At 62.0% G+C, this 20992-nt stretch carries 17 protein-coding genes and 1 pseudogene; 5 read left to right on the forward strand and 13 right to left on the reverse strand.

Annotated features, from left to right (window positions below; all coding sequences use genetic code 11):
* Positions 1-44: 44 nt before the first annotated feature.
* Positions 45-890 (forward strand): aldo/keto reductase, encoded by an 846-nt coding sequence (locus GH665_RS03145; protein ID WP_153134630.1) that lies wholly within the window; start codon positions 45-47, stop codon positions 888-890.
* Between the two features lie 95 nt (positions 891-985).
* Here the strand turns inward: GH665_RS03145 and GH665_RS03150 are convergent.
* The 7 genes and pseudogenes from GH665_RS03150 to GH665_RS03180 all read right to left on the reverse strand — a co-directional run bounded on the left by GH665_RS03150 (position 986) and on the right by GH665_RS03180 (position 9818).
* Positions 986-1481, reverse strand: a pseudogene (locus tag GH665_RS03150) (hypothetical protein).
* Between the two features lie 303 nt (positions 1482-1784).
* Complete coding sequence (locus GH665_RS03155) at positions 1785-2393, reverse strand: hypothetical protein (RefSeq protein ID WP_153134631.1); 609 nt, start codon at positions 2391-2393, stop codon at positions 1785-1787.
* 772 nt (positions 2394-3165) lie between these two features.
* Positions 3166-5337: an ABC transporter ATP-binding protein gene (locus GH665_RS03160; protein ID WP_153134632.1), complete on the reverse strand. Its 2172-nt coding sequence runs from the start codon at positions 5335-5337 to the stop codon at positions 3166-3168.
* A complete protein-coding gene (locus GH665_RS03165) occupies positions 5334-6212 on the reverse strand; it encodes an ABC transporter permease (RefSeq protein WP_153134633.1) in 879 nt (292 codons plus the stop codon). The genes GH665_RS03160 and GH665_RS03165 overlap by 4 nt, the downstream gene beginning before the upstream one ends.
* Positions 6209-7219 (reverse strand): ABC transporter permease, encoded by a 1011-nt coding sequence (locus GH665_RS03170; protein ID WP_153134634.1) that lies wholly within the window; start codon positions 7217-7219, stop codon positions 6209-6211. The genes GH665_RS03165 and GH665_RS03170 overlap by 4 nt, the downstream gene beginning before the upstream one ends.
* 37 nt (positions 7220-7256) lie before the next feature.
* Positions 7257-8921, reverse strand: a complete 1665-nt coding sequence (locus GH665_RS03175) for an ABC transporter substrate-binding protein (RefSeq protein WP_153134635.1) — start codon at positions 8919-8921, stop codon at positions 7257-7259.
* 381 nt (positions 8922-9302) lie between these two features.
* A complete protein-coding gene (locus tag GH665_RS03180; protein ID WP_028197908.1) occupies positions 9303-9818 on the reverse strand; it encodes a cupin domain-containing protein in 516 nt (171 codons plus the stop codon).
* Between the two features lie 232 nt (positions 9819-10050).
* Between GH665_RS03180 and GH665_RS03185 the strand changes: the two genes are divergently transcribed.
* A complete protein-coding gene (locus GH665_RS03185) occupies positions 10051-10818 on the forward strand; it encodes a carbonic anhydrase (protein WP_167530896.1) in 768 nt (255 codons plus the stop codon).
* Positions 10819-10948: 130 nt separating this feature from the next.
* On the opposite strand, the gene fusA is transcribed toward GH665_RS03185, so the two are convergent.
* The 4 genes from fusA to GH665_RS03205 all read right to left on the reverse strand — a co-directional run bounded on the left by fusA (position 10949) and on the right by GH665_RS03205 (position 15228).
* Positions 10949-13054 (reverse strand): elongation factor G, encoded by a 2106-nt coding sequence (gene fusA, locus GH665_RS03190; protein WP_153134637.1) that lies wholly within the window; start codon positions 13052-13054, stop codon positions 10949-10951.
* Positions 13055-13354: 300 nt separating this feature from the next.
* Positions 13355-13861, reverse strand: coding sequence for a DUF192 domain-containing protein (locus tag GH665_RS03195; protein WP_028197905.1), 507 nt, complete (start codon positions 13859-13861; stop codon positions 13355-13357).
* Between the two features lie 145 nt (positions 13862-14006).
* The gene (locus GH665_RS03200) at positions 14007-14204 is read right to left on the reverse strand and encodes a hypothetical protein (protein ID WP_120343585.1); all 198 of its coding nucleotides are present in this window, start codon (positions 14202-14204) and stop codon (positions 14007-14009) included.
* A gap of 454 nt (positions 14205-14658) precedes the next feature.
* Positions 14659-15228: a pseudouridine synthase gene (locus GH665_RS03205; RefSeq protein WP_153134638.1), complete on the reverse strand. Its 570-nt coding sequence runs from the start codon at positions 15226-15228 to the stop codon at positions 14659-14661.
* Between the two features lie 339 nt (positions 15229-15567).
* On the opposite strand from GH665_RS03205, the gene icd reads away from it, so the two are divergent.
* Complete coding sequence (gene icd / locus GH665_RS03210) at positions 15568-16824, forward strand: NADP-dependent isocitrate dehydrogenase (protein ID WP_028197903.1); 1257 nt, start codon at positions 15568-15570, stop codon at positions 16822-16824.
* A gap of 261 nt (positions 16825-17085) precedes the next feature.
* Here the strand turns inward: icd and GH665_RS03215 are convergent, their stop codons facing one another.
* On the reverse strand, positions 17086-17292 hold the full coding sequence (locus GH665_RS03215) for a cold-shock protein (protein ID WP_007180614.1): 207 nt from the start codon (positions 17290-17292) through the stop codon (positions 17086-17088).
* Between the two features lie 556 nt (positions 17293-17848).
* Here GH665_RS03215 and clpS point away from each other — a divergent pair.
* Together clpS and clpA are read left to right on the forward strand one after the other, a co-directional pair.
* Positions 17849-18163, forward strand: coding sequence for an ATP-dependent Clp protease adapter ClpS (gene clpS, locus GH665_RS03220; RefSeq protein WP_028197902.1), 315 nt, complete (start codon positions 17849-17851; stop codon positions 18161-18163).
* Positions 18160-20457 carry an ATP-dependent Clp protease ATP-binding subunit ClpA gene (clpA, locus tag GH665_RS03225; RefSeq protein ID WP_074765373.1) on the forward strand — a complete coding sequence of 766 codons (2298 nt, stop codon included), beginning with the start codon at positions 18160-18162 and terminating at the stop codon, positions 20455-20457. The genes clpS and clpA overlap by 4 nt, the downstream gene beginning before the upstream one ends.
* An 81-nt stretch (positions 20458-20538) precedes the next feature.
* Here the strand turns inward: clpA and dut are convergent, their stop codons facing one another.
* Positions 20539-20985, reverse strand: coding sequence for a dUTP diphosphatase (gene dut / locus GH665_RS03230; RefSeq protein WP_028197901.1), 447 nt, complete (start codon positions 20983-20985; stop codon positions 20539-20541).
* Positions 20986-20992: the final 7 nt, after the last annotated feature.

The following is a 20992-nucleotide window of genomic DNA, read 5'->3' on the forward strand; positions in this document are numbered from 1 at the left end:
CGCTTGACCATTTTCTGCCACTTTAGCCACATCGAGGAGAAAGCATGACGACCGATATCGCAAGCGTAAGCCTGCCCGACGGCGAGCGTATTCCGAAACTGGGGCAGGGCACCTGGGAGATGGGCGAACAGCCGGCACGCCGCGCTGCGGAAATCGCCGCGCTGCGCTGCGGCATCGAATTGGGCATGACGCTGATCGATACGGCGGAGATGTATGGCGACGGCGCGACCGAATCGCTCCTGAGTGAGGCGCTGGCGGGGCTGCGCGACCGGGTATTTCTCGTCAGCAAGGTGTATCCGCATAACGCCAGCCGGCGCGGTGTGATCGCGGCCTGCGAGCAGAGCCTGAAGCGGTTGAAGACGGATCGGCTCGATCTGTATCTGTTGCACTGGCGCGGCTCGGTGCCGCTCGCGGAAACCGTCGAAGCATTCGAAGCGTTGCGCCGCGCGGGCAAGATTCGCCACTGGGGCGTCAGCAATTTCGACACCGACGACATGGAAGAACTCGTCGCCACGCCTGGCGGCGACGCATGCGCGACCAATCAGATTCTCTACAACGTCGCGCGCCGCGGAGCCGAATTCGACCTGTTGCCGTGGCTCGCCGCGCGTAGCATGCCGGCGATGGCATACAGCCCGGTCGATCACGCGCGTCTGCCGAAGCGCTCGCCGCTCGACGACATTGCCGACACACGCGGTGTTTCGATATTTCAGGTGGCGCTAGCGTGGGCATTGCAAAACCCCGGCGTGTTCGCCATTCCTAAAGCAGGCCGCGTCGAGCATGTGCGCGACAACCATCGGGCTTCGCAACTGCAACTCCACGCTGACGAACTCGCCGCCATCGACACGTACTTCAAACCGCCACGCAGCAAGCGACCGCTCGAAATGCTGTAAGGGCCGCTGCGGACCGTGGTAGCCCGCGCGCGGCCAGCGGTGAAGTTGCTGCGCGCGGCGCCTCGCAGTGGCTCGCTGCGCCGGCCTTACGCCGGCTAATTGCAGCTGTGATGCAGGTGCACGGAACCCAGAACAGCGACTTCAGCGGGCGTGTGCCTGAGCGAATCTTCGTTGACCTGGGCGGCGTCGGCGATGAATTCGTCGACGATCGACGACACCGGCGTATTGTTCAAACACAGCGATACCCGCTGCGTTTCGTTGGGGGGCAGCGACGCGCGCTGGCCGAGGAACAGCACCCCGTATTGATAGCCGTGGATGATGCCGCGGATCGCGCCGACGCATTGGCCTTGCGCGACGTTGTCGTTTTTTCCGTTTGCAGGTTTGTGCGAGTGAATAGGCGGAGAAGCTTGGGTCGACCGGCGGGGCGGCTTGCGACAGGGTTTGTGGTTGCGGCCCGGCCGACGTGGCGGCGGCTTGCGCCGGGGTTTGAGCCGGGGTTTGAGCATAAGCGAGCGATGCGAGGCCGAGAGCGGTGATCATCAGCAGGCCGGCGGCCGTGCGCGCCATCGCGTGGGGGACGTTTCGTTGCATGTTGTGGTGCCCTCATATCGAACGTTGAATCTGATATGAGGCAATCGCTTCGGTTTGGTTCCGGTCATGCGCGACGCGATCGATTGGCTGGGCTTTCAACGCGTGCAGGAGCACGCTGGTCAGCTTGCCGGAGGTGCGCCACGGTTCGTGCCGTGGCCCCGCTTGCCCACGAACGTTGTCGATTCAAACCGGCCTCGGGCGGTGACGCTCGACCGGGGGATCGAGACATCACCGCCGTTGCCGGGGGACTGCGGGCGGGATACGGAGGGTTGTCGTTAGCGACGGGTAGGGCGCGGGGGCCCCCTACCCGGGAATCAGGCGACTGCTAATGCCCGTTTCCTCCGCCATTGCCACCGCCGTTGCCACCGTTACCGCCACTACCCTTGCCTCCGTGGCCGCCGCCGAAGCCTCCGCCAAAGCCGCCGCCGAAACCGCCACCGAAGCCACCACCGGGGCCGCCACCGCAACCGCAGCCGCCGCTCCCGCTGCTGCCGCCACTGCTACCACCGCCACTGCTGCCACCGCCACTGCTGCCACCGCCACTGCTGCCACCGCCGCTGCTGCCACCGCCGCTGCTTCCGCCGCCGCTGCTGCCACCGCCGCTGCTGCCACCGCCGCTGCTGCCGCCGCCACTGCTGCCACCGCCACTGCTGCCACCGCCGCTGCTTCCGCCGCCACTGCTGCCACCGCCACTGCTGCCACCGCCGCTGCTTCCGCCGCCGCTGCTTCCGCCGCCGCTGCTGCCACCACCGCTGCTTCCGCCACCACTGCTACCACCGCCGTTACCTCTACCTCCGCCGCCGGCCGCTCCCGAGCCTGCTGCGCCACCGGCGCCACCGGCACCATTGCCGCTCGCACCACTGCTACTGCTGCCGGCACTCGCAGCACCACTGCTGCTACCGTTGCCGGCATAACGCAAGCACCCTCCAACACTGGTGCTTATGCAATTGCGCGGACTGAACACCACGGCCGCATCATCGGCAGCCGTTGGTTCGTCGGGCGGCGTACCGGTGGTTGCTGCACCCGCCGCGCCCGCTGCCGCGCCGTCGTCCTGCGCGAGTTGTGTCGCGCTGTGCACGCTGCTGGCAGGCAGTGGCGCGTTGGCGGACGCCGTCCACTTGGGGACCGGATCCGTCGACGCTGAATACGCGACCTGGGTGACGAGCAAAGCTACACCTGCCACGATCGCCGCACTTCGCAGAACCCCGCAGTAGTACTGATTGAATTTTCTGGTTTTCATCACGTCTCTCCCGAGGGAATGCCGACACCTCGCTGCCGCCAATTCCCACGCTGACTCCTCGACGACTGGCCTGTCTGAACGCGGGCCGCATCGTCCCCCCGGACTCTGGCTTGCGGATGCAAGTCAAGCACCATCACTGCCTTCCCGGCTGCGTAGCCGGTGCGGCTGACAAGCGCCTTTACGCGCTTCAGCCGATACCGTCCGGGCACGCTTTTCGTCACGTATCGCTTCTTGCCATGGCGATTCGCAAAAGCGGCGCTTCAGACGTTTTCTCGATCTCTTTGGTCCTGAGTGTCTGGACAGTACTTAGCGATATCCATGCCATTGCCCGCAAAGCCTTGCGGTGACGGGTGTCGAATAGGGGGCTGTGATGCCGGCGAGGAAAAAATGCATGAAAACGTTTCGGCGATGAAACGCACCCCCGGAAAGCCGCGTTATTGCGCGTTATTCGTTGCGCGCGGCGTCTTCCGGGGTGTTTTCCGAACCATTGCCGGTGGCCTTGCCGGTACCGTCGCGCGAGGCGGTCTGGAGCGCGCGCAGTTCGTCGACGGGGATATGGCAGCGGATGCGATGCGCGGACGCTTGGGCAGACTCGCCGCTGCCGGCTTCAAGGAAGGGCGGATCTTGCTGCTCGCAGATCGCACCGAGCTTGCGCGGGCAGCGCGTATGGAACACGCACCCGGAAGGCGGCGTGGCGGCGCTCGGCAGATCGCCCGACAGGCGGATGCGGGCGTGGCTGTCGTGGGCGTCGAGTGTCGGCACTGAGGACAGAAGCGCTTCCGTATAAGGATGATGCGGCCCACCGAAGACCGCGGCCGCCGGTCCGATCTCCAGTAGCCGGCCGAGGTACAGCACCGCGATGCGATCCGACAGATAGCGCACTACGTGCAGATCGTGTGAAATGAACACGTAGCTCACGCCGCGCTCGCGTTGCAGATCGGCGAGTAGATTGAGAATCGCGGCCTGCACGGAGACGTCGAGCGCGGAGGTGGGTTCGTCGCAGACCACCACGCGCGGCTCACCGGCAAACGCGCGCGCGATCGCCACGCGCTGCTTGAGTCCACCGGACAACTGGCGCGTGCGCGAGCCGAGATAGCGCTCGGGCAAGCGCACAGCGGCCGTCAAGGTGGCGAGCCGTTCGTCGATCGCGGCGCCGCGCAAGGCGGTGAGGCGCGACAACGCGCGGCCGATCAGGCGCTTCACCGAATGCGCGCGATTGAGTGCCGAGTCCGGATTCTGAAACACGATCTGCAAGGACTTGACCTGCTCGTCGTTGCGTCGCGTGACGCGCGCGGCGAGTGGCGTGCCGTCGAGTTCGAGCACGCTGCCCGGGTCCGGTGTCAGCAGGCCCAGCATCAGTTTCGCGAGCGTCGTCTTGCCGCTGCCGGATTCGCCGACAAGACCGAGCGTTTCGCCACTGGCGAGGTCGATCGAGACATCGTCGACGGCGCGCAGCGGGGCGCCGGACACGTGGAACGTCTTCGAGAGTTTTTCCGCGCGCAGCACGAGAGAAGGGCGTTCGCCGTCGCGCGACGCGCCAACATGCAGCGGCAATCCCTCCACGGCCGCACGCGGCAATTCGGTTGCGCGCTCGTGATAATGGCAGCGCGACATCTGATCGCCGTGCGCGGCGCTCACCCGGTATGGCGGTGGTGCTTCACGACGGCAGCGGTCGTCTGCGAGGCGGCAACGGTCCGCGTAAATGCAGCCTTGTGTGACCGAACCCGGCGAGGGCAGATGGCCCGCGATGGTGTCGAGCCGCTCGGTATCCTTGCTGCGCCCCGCGCCGGGCAAACAGCGCAGCAGTCCAACCGTATAGGGATGACGTGGCCGGGCGAACACGTCCTGGGTCGCGCCTTCCTCGACCAGCTTGCCCGCATACAGCACGCCGACACGCTCGCACATGCGCCCGATCACCGCGAGATTGTGGCTGATGAACAGCACGGCGGTGCCGAGTTCCGCGCGCAGTTGCGCCACGAGGTCGAGCACTTCCGCTTCGACGGTGGCGTCGAGCCCGGTGGTCGGTTCGTCGAGAATCAGCAGCGCCGGGTCCGAGGCGAGCGCCATCGCGATCACCACGCGCTGCTGCATGCCGCCCGACAACTGATGCGGGTAGCTGTCCATCACGCGCTCGGGTGAGGCGATGCGCACACGCTGCAGAATCTCGACCGTGCGCTGCACCGCTTCTTCACGTGAGACTCCGGCCGCTTCGAAGGCTTCCGTGACTTGCCGCGCAATCGTCAGTGACGGATTCAATGCGCGCCCAGGGTCCTGATAGACCATCGAAATCGCGTTCGCGCGCATCGTGCGCAAGGCGTCGGCGTCGAGCTTCTGTACGTCCTGACCGGCGATGACGATCTTGCCCGCCTTCACCTTGCCGTTGCGCGGCAAATAGCGCAGCGCTGCCATTGCGACCGTCGATTTACCGCAACCCGATTCGCCGACGAGACCATACGCTTCACCGCGCCGCACGCGAAACGAGATGTCCTGCAACACTTCGCGATCGCGTCCGCGCATCCGGTACGTGACCGTCAGGCCCACCACGGTCAGCGCATCTGTACGATCGCTCTTCGACACGTCGAAAGCCGGGAACGAGGCGGGCGGCGGGCCGTTCATCGGTCGAGCACTCCTTGCACGCTATCGGCGATCAGATTCACGCCGACCACCAGCGAGGCGATGGCGCCGGCCGCGAACACGACGGTCCACCACGCACCGCCCGCCATCAGCGTGTACGACTCGGACAGCGCGAGCCCCCAGTCGGCGGAAGGCGGTTGAATGCCGAAGCCGAGAAACGACAGCGTCGCGACCGCAAAAATGGCATAGCCGAGCCGCACGGTCGCCTCGACGATGATCGGCGGCAACACGTTCGGCAGAATCTCCGCGAACATGATGTACGGCGCGCGCTCGCCGCGTAGTTGCGCGGCGGCGACGTAGTCCAGATGCCGTTCGGCAAACACGGCGGCGCGTACCGTGCGCGCGGTGATCGGCGTGAAGGTGATGCCGATCACGAGAATCACGGTGAAGTTCGATGCGCCGACCGCGGCGAGCGCGAGCAACGCGACGATCACGAGCGGCAGCGCGAGCACGGCGTCGATCGCGCGGCCCACGATATTGTCGACCCAGCCCTCGAAGTAGCCGACGATCAAACCGAGGGCGGTTCCGGCAACCGTGCCAAGCAGGGTCGCCAAGGGCGCGATGGTCAGAATGTCGCGCGCGCCGACGATCACGCGCGAGAACACGTCGCGGCCGAGCTGATCGGTGCCGAACCAATGCGTGCTGTCAGGCGGCATCAGCGAGTTGAGCGGATCGGAGGCGTAGGGATCGATCCGTACGATCCATTGCCCGGCGATCGCGCATACGATCCACCATCCGACGATCAACACGCCGATCACGAACGTAGGTGAGCGCAGCAGCACGCGCAACTGGTCGAAGCGCGGTTCGCCGGCCGGACGTGGCGTGGGTGGCGCGGCCGGTGGAACGATGGTGCTCATTCGGCGCTCCTCACTCGCAACCGCGGATTGAGCAGCACATGCAGCGCATCGGCGACGAGATTGGCGACGGTGTAGACCACACCGATCGTCAGCACGCCTGCTTCGAGCATGGGGAAGTCTTTGGCCTTGGCGGCGTTGTAGATCAACGAGCCGATGCCTTGGTAGTGGAACAGCGTCTCGACCACCACGAGACCACCGATCATGTAGCCGAGCTGCGTTGCGGCCACGGTGATGGTCGGCAGCAATGCATTGCGCAATACATGCCGCCAGATCACGGTGCGGCGCGGCAGGCCTTTGAGGATCGCGGTGCGGGTGTAGTCCGCATCGAGTGCTTCGACGGTGCCCGCACGCGCCATCCGCGCGATGTAGCCGAAAAACACCAGCACCAGCGGCAGCACCGGCAAAATCAGATGCCGCAGTTGTTCGAGCGCGCCCGCTTCCGGCGGATACGACGCTTCGATCGGCAGCCAGCGCAGCCACACGCCGAACACCAGAATCAGCACGATCGACGAGACGAACTCCGGCACCACGGTGGCCGACAAACCGGCGATGCTGATGGTGCGATCGAGCCAGCGGCCGGCATGCATGGCCGACCACACACCGCCCGCAATGCCGAGCGGAACGACGACGATAAACGCGAGCAGGCCAAGCTTGGCCGAATGCGCCAGCGCGTCGGCGATAAACGGCCCAACCGGCTCGCGGTACGCATAGGAGAGCCCCATGTCGCCGCGCACGAAATGCGAGATCCACTCCACGTATTGCGTCATGAGCGGACGGTCCGCGCCGAGCTGGTGATTGAGCGCGGCGACCGCGCGCGCATCGGCGAGTGGCCCGAGCACCGCACGGCCGATATCGCCCGGCAGCAGCTGGCCGCCCGCGAACACGATCACCGACAGCAGCCACAACGTGATCAACGACAAACCAAGCCGCGTTGCCAGAAATCGCACGACGCGGCCGGCGTTGCCGCTCGACACCGGGGAGGCGGAAGGGGTCACCGTGGTCGACATCGTGCGCTCCCGTCAAAGAAGTGCCGTGCGCTCAACATTACGCGCTCAACACCGCGCGATCGAAATAGAGTTGCGCGAGCGCGGTGAAGCGTACGCCGTTCACGCCCTTGCGCATGGCGATCAGTTGATCGTAAAAGAACGGGATGATCACGGGCGTTTCGTCGAGCAACAAGGTCTGGATCTGTCCGGAAATCTTCCGCTGCGAGCTCAGATCGATCGCCGCGACGAATTGCGCAACCAGTTGATCGTACTGCGGGTTCCGGAAGTGCGCGGCGTTCCATGTGCCGGTGCTGGTGAGCGGCGCGTTCAGGAACACATTCGGCACGCCGCGATGGCCGTAATCGGTGATGCCGAGCGGCGAGTCGAGCCAATCCGATTTGCCCGGCGTGCCCGCGCCGTAGTACAGCGACTGGCTTTCCACTTTCAGATTGATGCGCACGCCGATCGCCTTCGCCGCGTTCTGCACGACCACCGCGAGATCGGGAATCTCCATGTACTTTTCGGTGGTCAGCGTGACGTCGAAACCGTTCGGCACACCCGCTTGCGCGAGCAGTTGCTTTGCTTTCGCGATGTCGATCCTGCGTTGTGCGACGCCGGCGTCGGAAGACGGAAACACCGGTGCGAACGGGCTGTCGTTGCCGAGTTGCGCGCGGCCCTTGAACAGACCCCGCACGAGCACGTCGCGATCGAGCGACAACGCCATTGCCTGGCGCACACGCTTGTCCTTGAACAACGGGCTGTCGTTGCGCATGTGAATCTGGCGATGCGCGCTCGACTTCACACCGACTGCCTTGTAGTCCGGATTGTTCAGAATGCCGGCGCCACCCTGCACGGTGAAGGTGCCCATCACGTCGGCCTGATGACCTTGCAGTGCAAGCAATTGAGCCTGTTCGTCGGCATAGAAGGAGAACTGTACGCGTTGCGGTAACGCTTTGTCGCCCCAGTAATCCGGATTGCGCACGAACGATGCACCGACCTTCGCCTGATACTTTTCGAGCTTGAACGGGCCGGTGCCGATGAAGCTCTTTTCATAACCACCCGCATAGTTCGCGGGCAGGATCACTGCGTTGTAATTGTCGGAGGAAACGTAGTACGGGAAGTTGCCGTTCGGAGCATCGAGGTGGAAGGCGACCGTGTGCTCGTCGACCACTTTCGCGCCGCCTTTCGACAACACGCCCTTGAGCACCGACAGCGCCGCCGAACCGCTGGCCGGATCGGCGAGACGATCGAAAGTGGCGACGACATCTTTGGCGGTGAATGCCTGGCCGTCGTGGAATTTGACGTTCGGCCGCAGCTTGAAAGTCCACACGTCGCCTTTGTCGTTCGGCTTCCACGACAAGGCGAGCGCGGGCTTCAGCACGAGCTTTTCGCCGTCGTCGTCGATCAGGAATTCGCCGGTCTGGTTCAGCAGCGCGAGACTCGCGGCATCGGTCACGGTGAGCGGATCGACCGCACCGGCCGGCGTCAGGTGGGCCACGCGGATCGTCTGGTTAGACGGGCCCGGCGCGCCTTGTGCGCGTGCCAGCGGCGCATTCAGCACGCCGCCGCCGGCCAGCGATAAACCGATCACGCCGGCATAGCGCAGCAGATCGCGGCGCGTGATGCGGCCGGCGATGAATTCGTCGATAGCGTGGTTGCCGTAGGCGTCGGCGGTGTGGCGGGCCAGGTCGAGTCCGGAAAGTCGATCCGCGGGAGTCTTCATCGATGGAGTATCCAGTCCGTTCTGTTGTCGGTTCTGAAGGGCCGCGCCGGATGCGCGCGGCAGGGTAGCGGGTTTGCGATGACGCAACGCGGTTTCAGTGTAAGCGATTGCCTGCGGATTCGGCGCGCCTGCAAGGGCGCGGGGGGCCGGTTTCGCGGATAAAAGAGCCCCCGTGTATCGTCGGGACAACGCTCGATGCATGCTGCGCAGCGCCCGGCCACGGATCGTATGGCGCGCTTCCTGCGCGAGGCCGATGCCGTAGCGCAGGAAGCGCTGCTGCGATGGCATCCTTACCGATCAGGCCGGTACCGGCGAGTTGGATTTACCGCGCGCCGGGGGCGGGCCACTGGCACGACACGCGAGACGGCGCGGACAAGAGATTCAATGTTCGTGCGGATGTTTGTGAATCGGATCGACCCAGAAGACCGTTTCCGGTGCTTCCACCGCGTCGATGTTCAGATTTACCACCACGGCCTCATTGTCGCTGCGTACCAGCACGCATTCGAGCGGCTCGTCGGTACTCGCGTTGATTTCCTGATGCGGCACATAGGGCGGCACGAAGATGAAATCGCCCGGGCCGGCCTCGGCTGTGAACTCCAGATGTTCGCCCCAGCGCATGCGGGCCTGGCCTCGCACGACGTAAATCACGCTTTCGAGCGCGCCGTGATGGTGCGCGCCGGTCTTTGCATTCGGATGGATCGTCACGGTGCCGGCCCAGATTTTCTGCGCCCCGACCCGTGCCGCATTGATCGCCGCCGCCCGATTCATACCGGGCGTTTGCGCGGTATTGCTGTCGAGCTGGTCGGCCTTGATGACCTTCACGCCGTGCTCGCGCCAGTCGACCGGTGCCGACGGGTGCTCGTCCTTGTAATGCGGGTGTTCGTGATCCTGGCTCATGGTGTGTCTCCTCGTGGGCGGCCGTCCGGGTGCTGGGCACGTCGCCTTGCGGCATTTTTGCACGTTCAGAAACAGGCGTGTGGCTCGCCGATGCGTGCGTTCGCATTTTCCGAACCCGCCCGGAACCCTTGTCGTTTGTCTCGTGCGGGCTGCTTTTACGAGTAGTCCGATAGCGCCGCCGCATGCGCTAACGCAGGCTGGCGCTCTGTCAATTTTCAAGGGTTTAACCACCATGAAGCAGATTAAACGATTGTCCGGTGGCGTGTTGCTATGCATGGCCTTTGCCGCGTCCAGCGCCTGGGCCGAACCCGGCCACGAATGGGGCTACAGTGGCGACCACGGCCCTGCTCACTGGGGGGCAATCAGCAAAGACTTTCATGCTTGCGAAAGCGGCCGCGCTGAATCGCCGATCAATATCGAAAGTGCGAAGAAGGCGCCCGCCGATATGCCCAGGCTGAAAATCAACTACCAGCCGCTGCCCATCGACATTTCCAACACCGGGCACTCCGTACAGTTCAACGCGGCACCGGGCACGGATAGCATTTCGCTTGGTGGCCGTGCCTACCAACTGGTCCAGTTCCACTTTCACGCACCGGGTGAAGAGCGCTTCGCCGGCAACGCAAGCGTGATGGATGCTCACTTCGTTCACCGTGCCGACGATGGCAAACTGCTCGTACTCGCGGTTCAGTTCAAACTCGGGGCGCAAGCCAATCCGGTTATTCAGGCCTTGCTGGATCGTATCCCTCATGAGAAGGGCGCTGAGCTGGTGGCGAGTGGCGTCGCGATCAACCCGCTCGACCTGCTGCCGGGGAATCCCGGTTACTACACCTATAGCGGCTCGCTGACCACGCCGCCTTGCTCGGAAGGGGTGACCTGGATCGAGTTCAAGGAACCCGTCACGATCACGCCGCAGCAACTGCACGCGATGGAGGCGTTCTATCACGGCAATCAACGCCCTGTGCAAGCGCTTAACGGTCGCGATATCTGGGACGTCGAGTGATTCGCCGGCACGTGAAGCGTGCCGGTATTCACGATCCCCGCGCCACGGTGAAAAAAAAGCCCGTCCAAAAAAAGACGGGCTTTTTTGCTTCAGTCTGGGTGGCCGCACATTGCGTGCAGCTACCTCGTGCTTACTTCTGCTTCGAGCTGATCACGGCTTCCGCGACGTTGTTCGGCGTTTCCGCGTAGTGCTTGAACTCCATCGTGTAGGTCGCGCGGCCTTGCGTGGCTGAACGCAGCGACGTCGAATAGCCGAACATCTCCGCGAGCGGCACTTCGGCGCGCACCAGCTTGCCGCCACCGCCGGCGATGTCTTCCATGCCCTGCACCATGCCGCGACGGCTCGACAGATCGCCCATCACGTTGCCCATGAAGTCTTCCGGCGTTTCCACTTCGACGGCCATCATCGGTTCGAGCAACACGGGCCTTGCCTTGCGCATCGCATCCTTGAAGGCCATCGAACCGGCCATGCGGAAGGCGTTTTCGTTCGAGTCGACGTCGTGGTACGAACCGAAGGTCAGTGTCACTTTCACGTCGACCACCGGATAGCCCGCCAGCACGCCGGCCTTCAGCGTTTCCTGAATGCCCTTGTCGACCGCCGGAATGTATTCACGTGGAATCACGCCACCCTTGATCGCGTCGACGAACTCGTAGCCTTTGCCTTGCGCCGACGGCTCGAGCGTAATCACCGCGTGGCCGTACTGGCCACGGCCGCCCGACTGCTTGACGAACTTGCCTTCGACATCTTCGACCTTGTTGCGCACCGTTTCGCGGTAAGCCACCTGCGGCTTGCCGACGGTCGCCTCGACGCCGAACTCGCGCTTCATCCGGTCGACCAGAATTTCCAGGTGCAACTCGCCCATCCCGGAGATGATCGTCTGGCCGGATTCTTCATCCGTCTGCACGCGGAACGACGGGTCTTCCTGCGCGAGACGATTGAGCGCGATGCCCATCTTCTCCTGATCGACCTTGGTCTTCGGCTCGACGGCCTGCGAAATCACCGGTTCCGGGAAGATCATCCGTTCGAGAATGATCACGTGCTGCGGATCGCACAGCGTGTCGCCGGTGGTCGCTTCCTTCAGGCCGACTGCCGCGGCGATGTCGCCTGCGTAGACTTCCTTGATTTCCTTGCGCTCGTTCGCATGCATCTGCAGGATCCGGCCAAGGCGCTCCTTCTTCTCCTTGACCGCGTTGTAGACGGTGTCGCCCGAATTCACCACGCCCGAATACACGCGGAAGAAGATCAGCTGGCCGACGAACGGGTCGGTCATGATCTTGAAGGCGAGCGCCGAGAACGGATCGTCGTCGCGCGGATGACGCTCGATTTCCCTGTCGTGTTCGTCGTGGCCTGTGATGGCGGGCACATCGACCGGCGACGGCAGATAGTCGATCACCGCGTCGAGCATGGCCTGCACGCCCTTGTTCTTGAACGCGCTGCCACACAGCATCGGCACGATCTCGTTGGCGATGGTGCGCACACGGATGCCGTGCTTGATTTCCTCTTCGGTCAGCGTTCCGCCGTGCAGGTATTTGTCGAGCAGTTCCTCGTTCGCTTCAGCGGCGGCCTCGACCATCTTGTCGTGCCATTCCTTCGCGGTATCCGCGAGTTCCGCCGGGATGTCGCGATACTCGAACTTGATCCCCTGGTTCTCTTCGTCCCAGTAGATCGCCTTCATCTTGACGAGGTCGACCACACCCTGGAAATGGTCTTCCGCGCCGACCGGAATCTGGATCGGCACCGCGACGCCCTTCAGGCGATCGCCGATCTGCCGCTGCACGCGAAAGAAGTCCGCGCCAACCCGGTCCATCTTGTTGACGAACGCGATGCGCGGCACCTTGTACTTGTTCGCCTGGCGCCACACGGTTTCGGATTGCGGCTGCACGCCGCCGACCGAGTCGTACACCATGCACGCGCCGTCGAGCACGCGCATCGAGCGTTCCACTTCAATCGTGAAGTCGACGTGGCCCGGGGTGTCGATGATGTTGATCCGGTGTTCGGGATAGTTGCCGGCCATGCCCTTCCAGAAGGCGGTGGTAGCCGCCGACGTGATGGTGATGCCGCGCTCCTGCTCCTGTTCCATCCAGTCCATCGTCGCAGCACCGTCGTGAACCTCGCCGATCTTGTGGGTCACGCCTGTGTAGAACAGGATGCGTTCGGTGGTGGTGGTTTTGCCGGCGTCGATGTGAGCGCTAATGCCGATATTCCGGTAGCGCTCGATGGGAGTCTTGCGGGGCACGTGAACCTCCTTGAAATGGCGCGCCTGAAACGCTTGCCGGGCGACACGCTGTGCCGCCCGGGGAGCCTGTGTGCTGCTTTACTGAGAATACTAGGATAGCGCGTCGGCCCGTCTTTTGCAGGAATCTTGCCAGCCGCGTGTGATGGCCTGCTGGCATGGCTCTCCGCCCGGCGCCAGGCATGGCCTGCTCCGCGTGGAACGCAAAAAAAGCCGGCACCTCGTGAAAGGCACCGGCTTTTCCGGACAGCGGCCGCTCGAGGAACGGCGGGGTGACGCCGTGGCGGCGCGCGTTTAGTGCGTTTATTGCGCGGCCGGCAACCCCTGGATTTTCATCCCCGGTTTGATGCCCTTCGACGAGAACCAGCCCTTGCTCATTTCCAGCGCATACACGCCGTTGTTCTTCGGGCAGTGATTGTTGGTCGTCTCGGCCTGCATTTCGTCGATATCGGTGACCGTGCCGTCGGCGCGCATGAAGGCGATCGACAACGGGATCAACGTGTTCTTCATCCAGAAGCAATGCACGGCGTTTTCATTGAAAACGAACAACATGCCTTCATTCGGCGCGAGGGTCGTGCGATACATCAGGCCTTGTTCGCGGTCGGCGTCATTCGCGGCGACGGCTGCGTCGATCACGAACATGCCCGCGGTCAGCTTTGCGCGCGGAAAGTCGCCGGGCTGCTTCGCGCCGGCCGGCATCTGTTGCGCGTGAGCGGGGGCAGCGGTGGTCGCGGCGAACGAGATCGCGGCGAGCGGCAGTGCAACGGCAACAGCGAAACGCGCAATCAACGAGCGCATGGGAAATCGCACGGCATGACTCCTTGCTGGAAATTAACCCGCGAATGTTACGCGAGCGCGTCAAAAACAAAAAGGCAGATCGCCTTGCGGTGATCTGCCTTTCAACGCCGTAAGAACGGCAATGAAGCGAGTTCTTGACTGCGTTTTTACAACAAACTTACTCCGATGCGCCCGAAGCTGCAGCTGCTGCTGCTGCCTTCTTGTGCGACTTCTTGTGCGACTTCTTGTGTTCAGCCTTCTTTGCCGACGAAGCTGCTGCTGCCGGAGCTGCCGAAGCTGCTGCCGGTGCCGAAGCTTGTGCGAATGCTGCCGTTGCGAAGAGGCCAGCGACCAGAGCGGCGATCAGTTTGTTCATTTTGTAAATCCTCAGCTTGAGTTAATTAACCAAATGACCCGGTTATATGTAGAGTCATGTCGGTAAACGTGCCATCCACCTTTCGGTTGACAGCCGCATCGACATTTTTTTCGACGCGTCTGTTTAGCGTTCAGACTCCCTGTACTCGCCGCGTGAGCGGCTTGTGCAAAGGCCCTTAAGGCTGAATGCCGGATAGCTTCGGGCGGCATCTGCGTCGAATAACGCGTGAGCTCGCGCACCGGTTGACGTGTTTTTTGTGGAAAATTTATATGCTGATGTGCTGATGCAAATGAATAGCCGCGCAGTGGTCACGGACGCAATTGTTTCACGCGTTTTCAGCTTGGTTTCACGCGCTATTTTTGTTTGCGGATACAACGAGTTAGCTTTTTTCTCGCCGGTCAGAATACAAACTTGATGCCGGTTCGGCGCAGACATGGCGTGCAGGTGAACCGTTTCAAACCCTGCCTTCCCATGGCGCCTTCAGCGGCAATTCGACACTCTCTCCGGGCTGCAGTCCGAGCGAAAAAATATCGAGTGCGCCGATGCCCGCGCGTACGAGACGCAACGTCGGAAACCCGACCGCGGCAGTCATGCGACGTACCTGGCGGTTCTTGCCTTCGGTGATCGACAACTCGATCCATGTGGTGGGAATCGCGGCGCGGTAGCGGATCGGCGGTGTGCGTGCCCAGAGCGACCCGCCTGGCTCGACATAGTCGGCGCGACAGGGCTGCGTGACGTAATCGCCGAGATCGACGCCGCGCGCGAGTTTCTTCAACGCGGCATCGTCGACTGCGCCTTCCACTTGTGCCCAATAGCGTTTGACCAGTTTGTGGCGCGGTTCGGCGATGCGCGCTTGCAGCGCACCGTCGTCGGTGAGGAGCAGCAGCCCTTCGCTATCGGAGTCGAGCCGGCCCGCGGGATAAACGCCGGGCACTTTTACCCAGTCGGCTAGCGACGCCCGCGTTTCGTGCGGCGAAAACTGGCAAATGGTGCCGAACGGTTTGTTCAGGGCGATAAGTCGCATAAGGGAATCGATGAAGGTCGGCTGGCGCCGGCTGCGGCGGTGGCGTGCCACTCAAGCCGGGAGAGGTGCTGGCCCAATAGTAAATCGCGGAATAGTAATGCATAATCGCTTGCTGTAAGTCTTGTATCTTATATAAGACATAAGAATAAACCGCCTTGCGGATCTGATTTTCGACAATGTTGGAAAACCCCGAGCCGCTACGGCCTCGTTGCTGCGTCGGCGTGGGCTAGAATAGGCGACCAGGCCGCTCGCGGGCGTCCGGCATTGCGCGCAGCGAGGAGCACCCAGTTTCCGCAGTCTCCCCATCAGCTTTCAGCACAGCCTTCACTGGAGTCGATCATGCCGTATCAGCACATCAAGGTTCCGACCGGTGGTGACAAGATCACTGTCAACGCAGATTTCTCGCTCAACGTTTCCGACCAGCCGATCATTCCGTATATCGAAGGCGATGGAACAGGCCTCGACATCACGCCGGTGATGTTGAAAGTGGTGGATGCCGCAGTAGAAAAAGCCTATGCGGGCAAGAAGAAAATCCACTGGATGGAAATCTATGCCGGCGAGAAATCGACCAAGGTGTACGGCCCGGATGTGTGGCTGCCGGAAGAAACGCTGCAGGTGCTGAAGGAATACGTTGTCTCGATCAAGGGTCCGCTTACCACGCCGGTTGGCGGCGGCATCCGTTCGCTGAACGTTGCGCTACGTCAGGAACTCGATCTGTATGTTTGCCTGCGCCCGGTACAGTACTTCAAGGGTGTGCCTTCGCCGGTGCGTGAGCCTGAGAAGATCGACATGGTGATCTTCCGCGAGAACTCGGAAGACATTTACGCCGGCATCGAATGGCCTGCCGGGTCGGAAGACGCGAAGAAGGTCATCAAGTTCCTGCGCGAGGAAATGGGCGTGAAGAAGATCCGCTTCCCGGAAACCTCGGGGATCGGTGTCAAGCCCGTGTCGCGCGAAGGCACGGAGCGTCTGGTGCGCAAGGCGATCCAGTACGCGATCGACAACGAGCGCCGCTCGGTCACGCTTGTGCACAAGGGCAACATCATGAAGTTCACGGAAGGCGCATTCCGCGACTACGGCTATGCGCTGGCGCAGAAGGAATTCGCGGCGGAGCTGATCGACGGCGGTCCGTGGATGAAGATCAAGAACCCGAAAACGGGTGGCGACATCGTGGTGAAAGATGTGATTGCCGACGCGTTCCTCCAGCAGATCCTGCTGCGCCCGGCCGAATACGACGTGATCGCCACGCTGAATCTGAACGGCGACTATGTTTCGGACGCGCTGGCTGCGCAAGTCGGCGGTATCGGGATTGCGCCGGGTGCAAATATGTCGGATTCGGTCGCCATGTTCGAAGCCACGCACGGCACGGCGCCGAAATATGCCGGCAAAGACTATGTGAATCCGGGTTCGGAAATTCTCTCGGCCGAGATGATGCTGCGTCACCTGGGCTGGACTGAAGCGGCGGATCTGATCATCAAATCGATGGAAAAGTCGATTCTGCAAAAACGGGTCACATATGACTTCGCGCGCCTGATGGAAGGTGCGACGCAAGTGTCCTGTTCAGGCTTCGGTCAGGTGTTGATCGAAAACATGTAAGCGATTCGCGCCGGTTTGTCCGGCTGAATTCAAAACCCCGGCGCCGTGAGGTGGCCGGGGTTTTTTTGTATGTTCGTTATCAGGTGGGTATCGAAAGCGTTCGGAAAGGAAGTTCGGTGTCCAGTATTTGAGATATTCGATCAACCCACATCCCGAGCCGCAATACCGACTCGCTTCAAGATGCGCCTCAAACTGGAAGGCGCCGCCCAAAAAAGAAACCCGGCACGAAGCCGGGTTTCAAAGGACGGGTAACGAACAGTTTCAGGCAGGTGCCTGGATGTTCGATGCCTGTTTGCCTTTCGGGCCTTGCACGACCTCGAAGGTTACTTTTTGACCTTCCTTGAGGGTCTTGAACCCATTCATCTGGATGGCCGAGAAGTGTGCAAACAGATCCTCACCACCTTCGTCAGGCGTGATGAATCCGAAACCTTTTGCGTCATTGAACCATTTGACCGTACCAGTTGCCATTCCAACTTCCCCTGTAACTCATGTCACTACCACGAGCCCTCGAAAAGCTCGACGACCGCATGATGCAGCCGCTCCCTCCTCACAAGCTCACCAACGGCATTTTTTCGAAATTATGGCGCAGTGAAAAAAGTGCCAGCTTGATTGTTGAGGCTCTTTATTCGAGTGTCAAGAAAATTTTGAGACGCCGTTGTCGTGTTGCAAACAGGCGTTTCCAGGGTTTTTCCCGCTTTTGTTTTCTTATGTGCGGTTGCCCGAGCGTGGTGTCTTGAAAAGTCGCATAATCGACTCACATGCTGTTCTGCGGGTGGCAGAACCTACCGATGCGGCGGCGCGAGCGCCTTCAGCCAGTACCGGCAGGTTGTGCGATACTCGATCCGACTGCGGCGCAGCACGACTGCGACGCTTCACAGGATAGGGGCCGGCTCCGCAATCGGCTCGTCGAATGACGCAACGCCGTGGGGGTAATTACCCATAGGCGGTAGCGAACGGGCTCACCGGCCGGTTGGCCGGGTTTTGACAGGATTGCGGGCCTGTCCTAGTTGTTTAGAATGGGTGTATGGCGATTATCCCGGACAAGCAGGACAGCACCGTACTGGAGCGGCAGGAGAAAAAGCTCAAGCCGCCATCCATGTACAAGGTGGTGCTGCTGAATGACGACTTCACGCCAATGGAATTTGTCGTGATGATCGTGCAGGAGTATTTCAATAAAGATCGTGAAACCGCAACGCAGGTGATGTTGAAGGTGCATCGCGAGGGCAGGGGAGTTTGTGGGGTCTATACGCGGGACATCGCGTCGACCAAAGTCGAGCAAGTCGTTACCCACGCACGGCAGGCCGGGCATCCGCTGCAGTGTGTGATGGAGGAAGCATGATTGCCCAGGAACTGGAAGTCAGCCTGCACATGGCGTTCATGGAAGCACGCCAGGCGCGGCACGAGTTCATAACGGTCGAACATCTTTTGCTGGCACTGTTGGACAATCCAACGGCCGCGGAGGTGTTGCGTGCATGCGCGGCCAATATCGAGGATCTGCGCCAGAACCTGCGCAATTTCATTCATGACAACACGCCAACCGTGCCCGGCACGGACGACGTCGACACGCAGCCCACACTGGGTTTCCAGCGTGTGATTCAGCGCGCGATCATGCATGTGCAGTCCACCTCGAATGGCAAGAAGGAAGTGACCGGCGCGAACGTGCTGGTGGCGATCTTCGGCGAGAAGGACTCGCATGCGGTGTACTACCTGCAGCAGCAGGGCGTGACGCGTCTGGATGTGGTGAATTTCATTTCGCATGGCATCGCGAAGACCAGCAGCACGGACGCCGCGAAAGCGAGCGACGCGAATGCCGAGTCCGACGAAGCCGCCGCGCAGAAAGAAACGCCGCTCGCCCAGTTCACGCAGAACCTGAACCAGATGGCGAAAGACGGCCGCATCGATCCGCTGATCGGGCGTGAGTCGGAAGTCGAGCGCGTGGTGCAGGTGTTGTGCCGCAGGCGCAAAAACAATCCGCTACTGGTCGGTGAGGCCGGTGTGGGTAAGACCGCGATTGCCGAAGGGCTCGCGTGGCGCATTACGCGCGGCGAAGTGCCGGACATTCTGGCGGATGCGCAGGTGTATTCGCTCGATATGGGCGCGCTGCTCGCCGGCACCAAGTATCGCGGCGACTTTGAGCAACGCCTGAAGACCGTCCTCAAGGAATTGAAGGAACGTCCGCACGCCATTCTGTTCATCGACGAAATTCATACGCTGATCGGCGCGGGTGCTGCGTCGGGCGGCACGCTGGATGCATCGAATCTGCTGAAGCCGGCGTTGTCGTCGGGTACGCTCAAGTGCATCGGTGCGACCACGTTCACCGAATATCGCGGCATCTTCGAAAAAGACGCGGCTTTGTCGCGCCGTTTCCAGAAGGTCGACGTGACCGAGCCGACCGTCGAACAGACGGTGGCGATCCTGCGCGGGCTGAAGTCGCGCTTCGAAGAGCATCACGGCGTGAAGTACTCGTCGGGTGCGCTGTCGGCGGCGGCTGAGTTGTCGGCACGCTTCATTACGGATCGTCATTTGCCGGACAAGGCGATCGACGTGATCGACGAAGCCGGCGCAGCGCAACGCATCCTGCCGAAGTCGAAGCAGAAGAAGACCATCGGCAAGAACGAGATCGAAGAAATCATCTCGAAGATTGCCCGCGTCCCGCCGCAAAGCGTGTCGCAAGACGATCGCAGCAAGCTGCAAACGCTCGATCGCGATCTGAAGAGCGTGGTGTTCGGGCAAGACCCGGCCATCGACGCGCTGTCGGCCGCGATCAAGATGGCGCGTGCGGGTCTCGGCAAGCTGGACAAGCCGATCGGCGCGTTCCTGTTTTCCGGCCCCACGGGCGTCGGCAAGACGGAAGTGGCGAAGCAACTGGCGTTCACGCTGGGGATCGAGTTGATCCGCTTCGACATGTCGGAGTATATGGAGCGTCATGCGGTGAGCCGGTTGATCGGCGCGCCGCCGGGCTATGTCGGTTTCGATCAGGGCGGTCTGCTGACCGAAGCGGTTACGAAGAAGCCGCATTGCGTGCTGCTGCTCGACGAAATCGAGAAGGCGCATCCGGACATCTACAACGTGCTGCTGCAGGTGATGGACCACGGCACGCTGACGGACAACAACGGCCGAAAGGCGGATTTCCGCAACGTCATCATCATCATGACGACGAATGCGGGCGCCGAGGCCATGGGCAAGTCGGTGATCGGCTTCACGAATCGTCGGGAAACCGGCGACGAAATGGTCGACATCAAGCGCATGTTCACGCCGGAGTTCCGTAACCGTCTGGACGCAACGATCAGCTTCCGCTCGCTCGATGAAGAAATCATCATGCGTGTGGTCGACAAGTTCCTGATGCAGCTGGAAGATCAGCTGCACGAGAAGAAGGTCGACGCGCTCTTTACCGACGCGCTGCGCAAGCATCTCGCCAAGCACGGTTTCGATCCGTTGATGGGCGCGCGGCCGATGCAGCGTCTGATTCAGGACACGATCCGTCGTGCGCTGGCCGACGAACTGCTGTTCGGCAAGCTGATGAACGGCGGCCGCGTGACGGTCGACGTGGATGCGGAAGACAAGGTGCAGCTGACCTTCGACGAACATCCGGCGCCGCGCAATCCGAATCCGGAAGCGGTCGAAGTCGAGTAAGTTTCAGGCGTTACGCCAGACAAAAAAACGGCGCGGGTTTAAACCCGCGCCGTTTTTTATGGGTATTTCGCTTGACTTCGATCAGTGCTTGCCCGTGCTGCCGAATCCACCCGCACCACGCTCGCTGCTTTCGAAATCGTCGACGATATTGAACTCGGCCTGGACCACCGGCACGATCACGAGTTGCGCGAGGCGCTCCATCGGATTCAGCACGAACGTGGTCTCGCCGCGGTTCCACGTCGAGATCATCAGTTGACCCTGGTAATCCGAATCGATCAGGCCGACCAGATTTCCCAGTACGATCCCATGCTTATGACCCAGGCCCGAACGCGGCAGAATCAACGCTGCGTAACCCGGATCGCCGACGTGAATCGCCAGACCTGTCGGCACCAGCGCGGTTTCGCCCGGCTTCAGCGTCAACGGTTCGTCGAGGCAGGCACGCAGGTCGAGGCCCGCGCTGCCGGTGGTTGCGTAGGCCGGGAGTTGGTCGCGCATGCGCGCATCGAGAATCTTCAGGTCGAGTTTCATGCAGGTT

It is taken from the genome of Paraburkholderia agricolaris (assembly GCF_009455635.1).
GTDB lineage: Bacteria > Pseudomonadota > Gammaproteobacteria > Burkholderiales > Burkholderiaceae > Paraburkholderia > Paraburkholderia agricolaris.

Bases quoted from the DNA above. Each gene is read 5' to 3' on its own strand.
- GH665_RS03145 (WP_153134630.1), top strand. From the start codon at position 45: ATGACGACCGATATCGCAAGCGTAAGCCTGCCCGACGGCGAGCGTATT.
- GH665_RS03155 (WP_153134631.1), bottom strand. From the start codon at position 2,393: ATGCCGGCAACGGTAGCAGCAGTGGTGCTGCGAGTGCCGGCAGCAGTA.
- GH665_RS03160 (WP_153134632.1), bottom strand. From the start codon at position 5,337: ATGAACGGCCCGCCGCCCGCCTCGTTCCCGGCTTTCGACGTGTCGAAG.
- GH665_RS03165 (WP_153134633.1), bottom strand. From the start codon at position 6,212: ATGAGCACCATCGTTCCACCGGCCGCGCCACCCACGCCACGTCCGGCC.
- GH665_RS03170 (WP_153134634.1), bottom strand. From the start codon at position 7,219: ATGTCGACCACGGTGACCCCTTCCGCCTCCCCGGTGTCGAGCGGCAAC.
- GH665_RS03175 (WP_153134635.1), bottom strand. From the start codon at position 8,921: ATGAAGACTCCCGCGGATCGACTTTCCGGACTCGACCTGGCCCGCCAC.
- GH665_RS03180 (WP_028197908.1), bottom strand. From the start codon at position 9,818: ATGAGCCAGGATCACGAACACCCGCATTACAAGGACGAGCACCCGTCG.
- GH665_RS03185 (WP_167530896.1), top strand. From the start codon at position 10,051: ATGAAGCAGATTAAACGATTGTCCGGTGGCGTGTTGCTATGCATGGCC.
- GH665_RS03200 (WP_120343585.1), bottom strand. From the start codon at position 14,204: ATGAACAAACTGATCGCCGCTCTGGTCGCTGGCCTCTTCGCAACGGCA.
- GH665_RS03205 (WP_153134638.1), bottom strand. From the start codon at position 15,228: ATGCGACTTATCGCCCTGAACAAACCGTTCGGCACCATTTGCCAGTTT.
- icd (WP_028197903.1), top strand. From the start codon at position 15,568: ATGCCGTATCAGCACATCAAGGTTCCGACCGGTGGTGACAAGATCACT.
- GH665_RS03215 (WP_007180614.1), bottom strand. From the start codon at position 17,292: ATGGCAACTGGTACGGTCAAATGGTTCAATGACGCAAAAGGTTTCGGA.
- clpS (WP_028197902.1), top strand. From the start codon at position 17,849: ATGGCGATTATCCCGGACAAGCAGGACAGCACCGTACTGGAGCGGCAG.
- clpA (WP_074765373.1), top strand. From the start codon at position 18,160: ATGATTGCCCAGGAACTGGAAGTCAGCCTGCACATGGCGTTCATGGAA.
- dut (WP_028197901.1), bottom strand. From the start codon at position 20,985: ATGAAACTCGACCTGAAGATTCTCGATGCGCGCATGCGCGACCAACTC.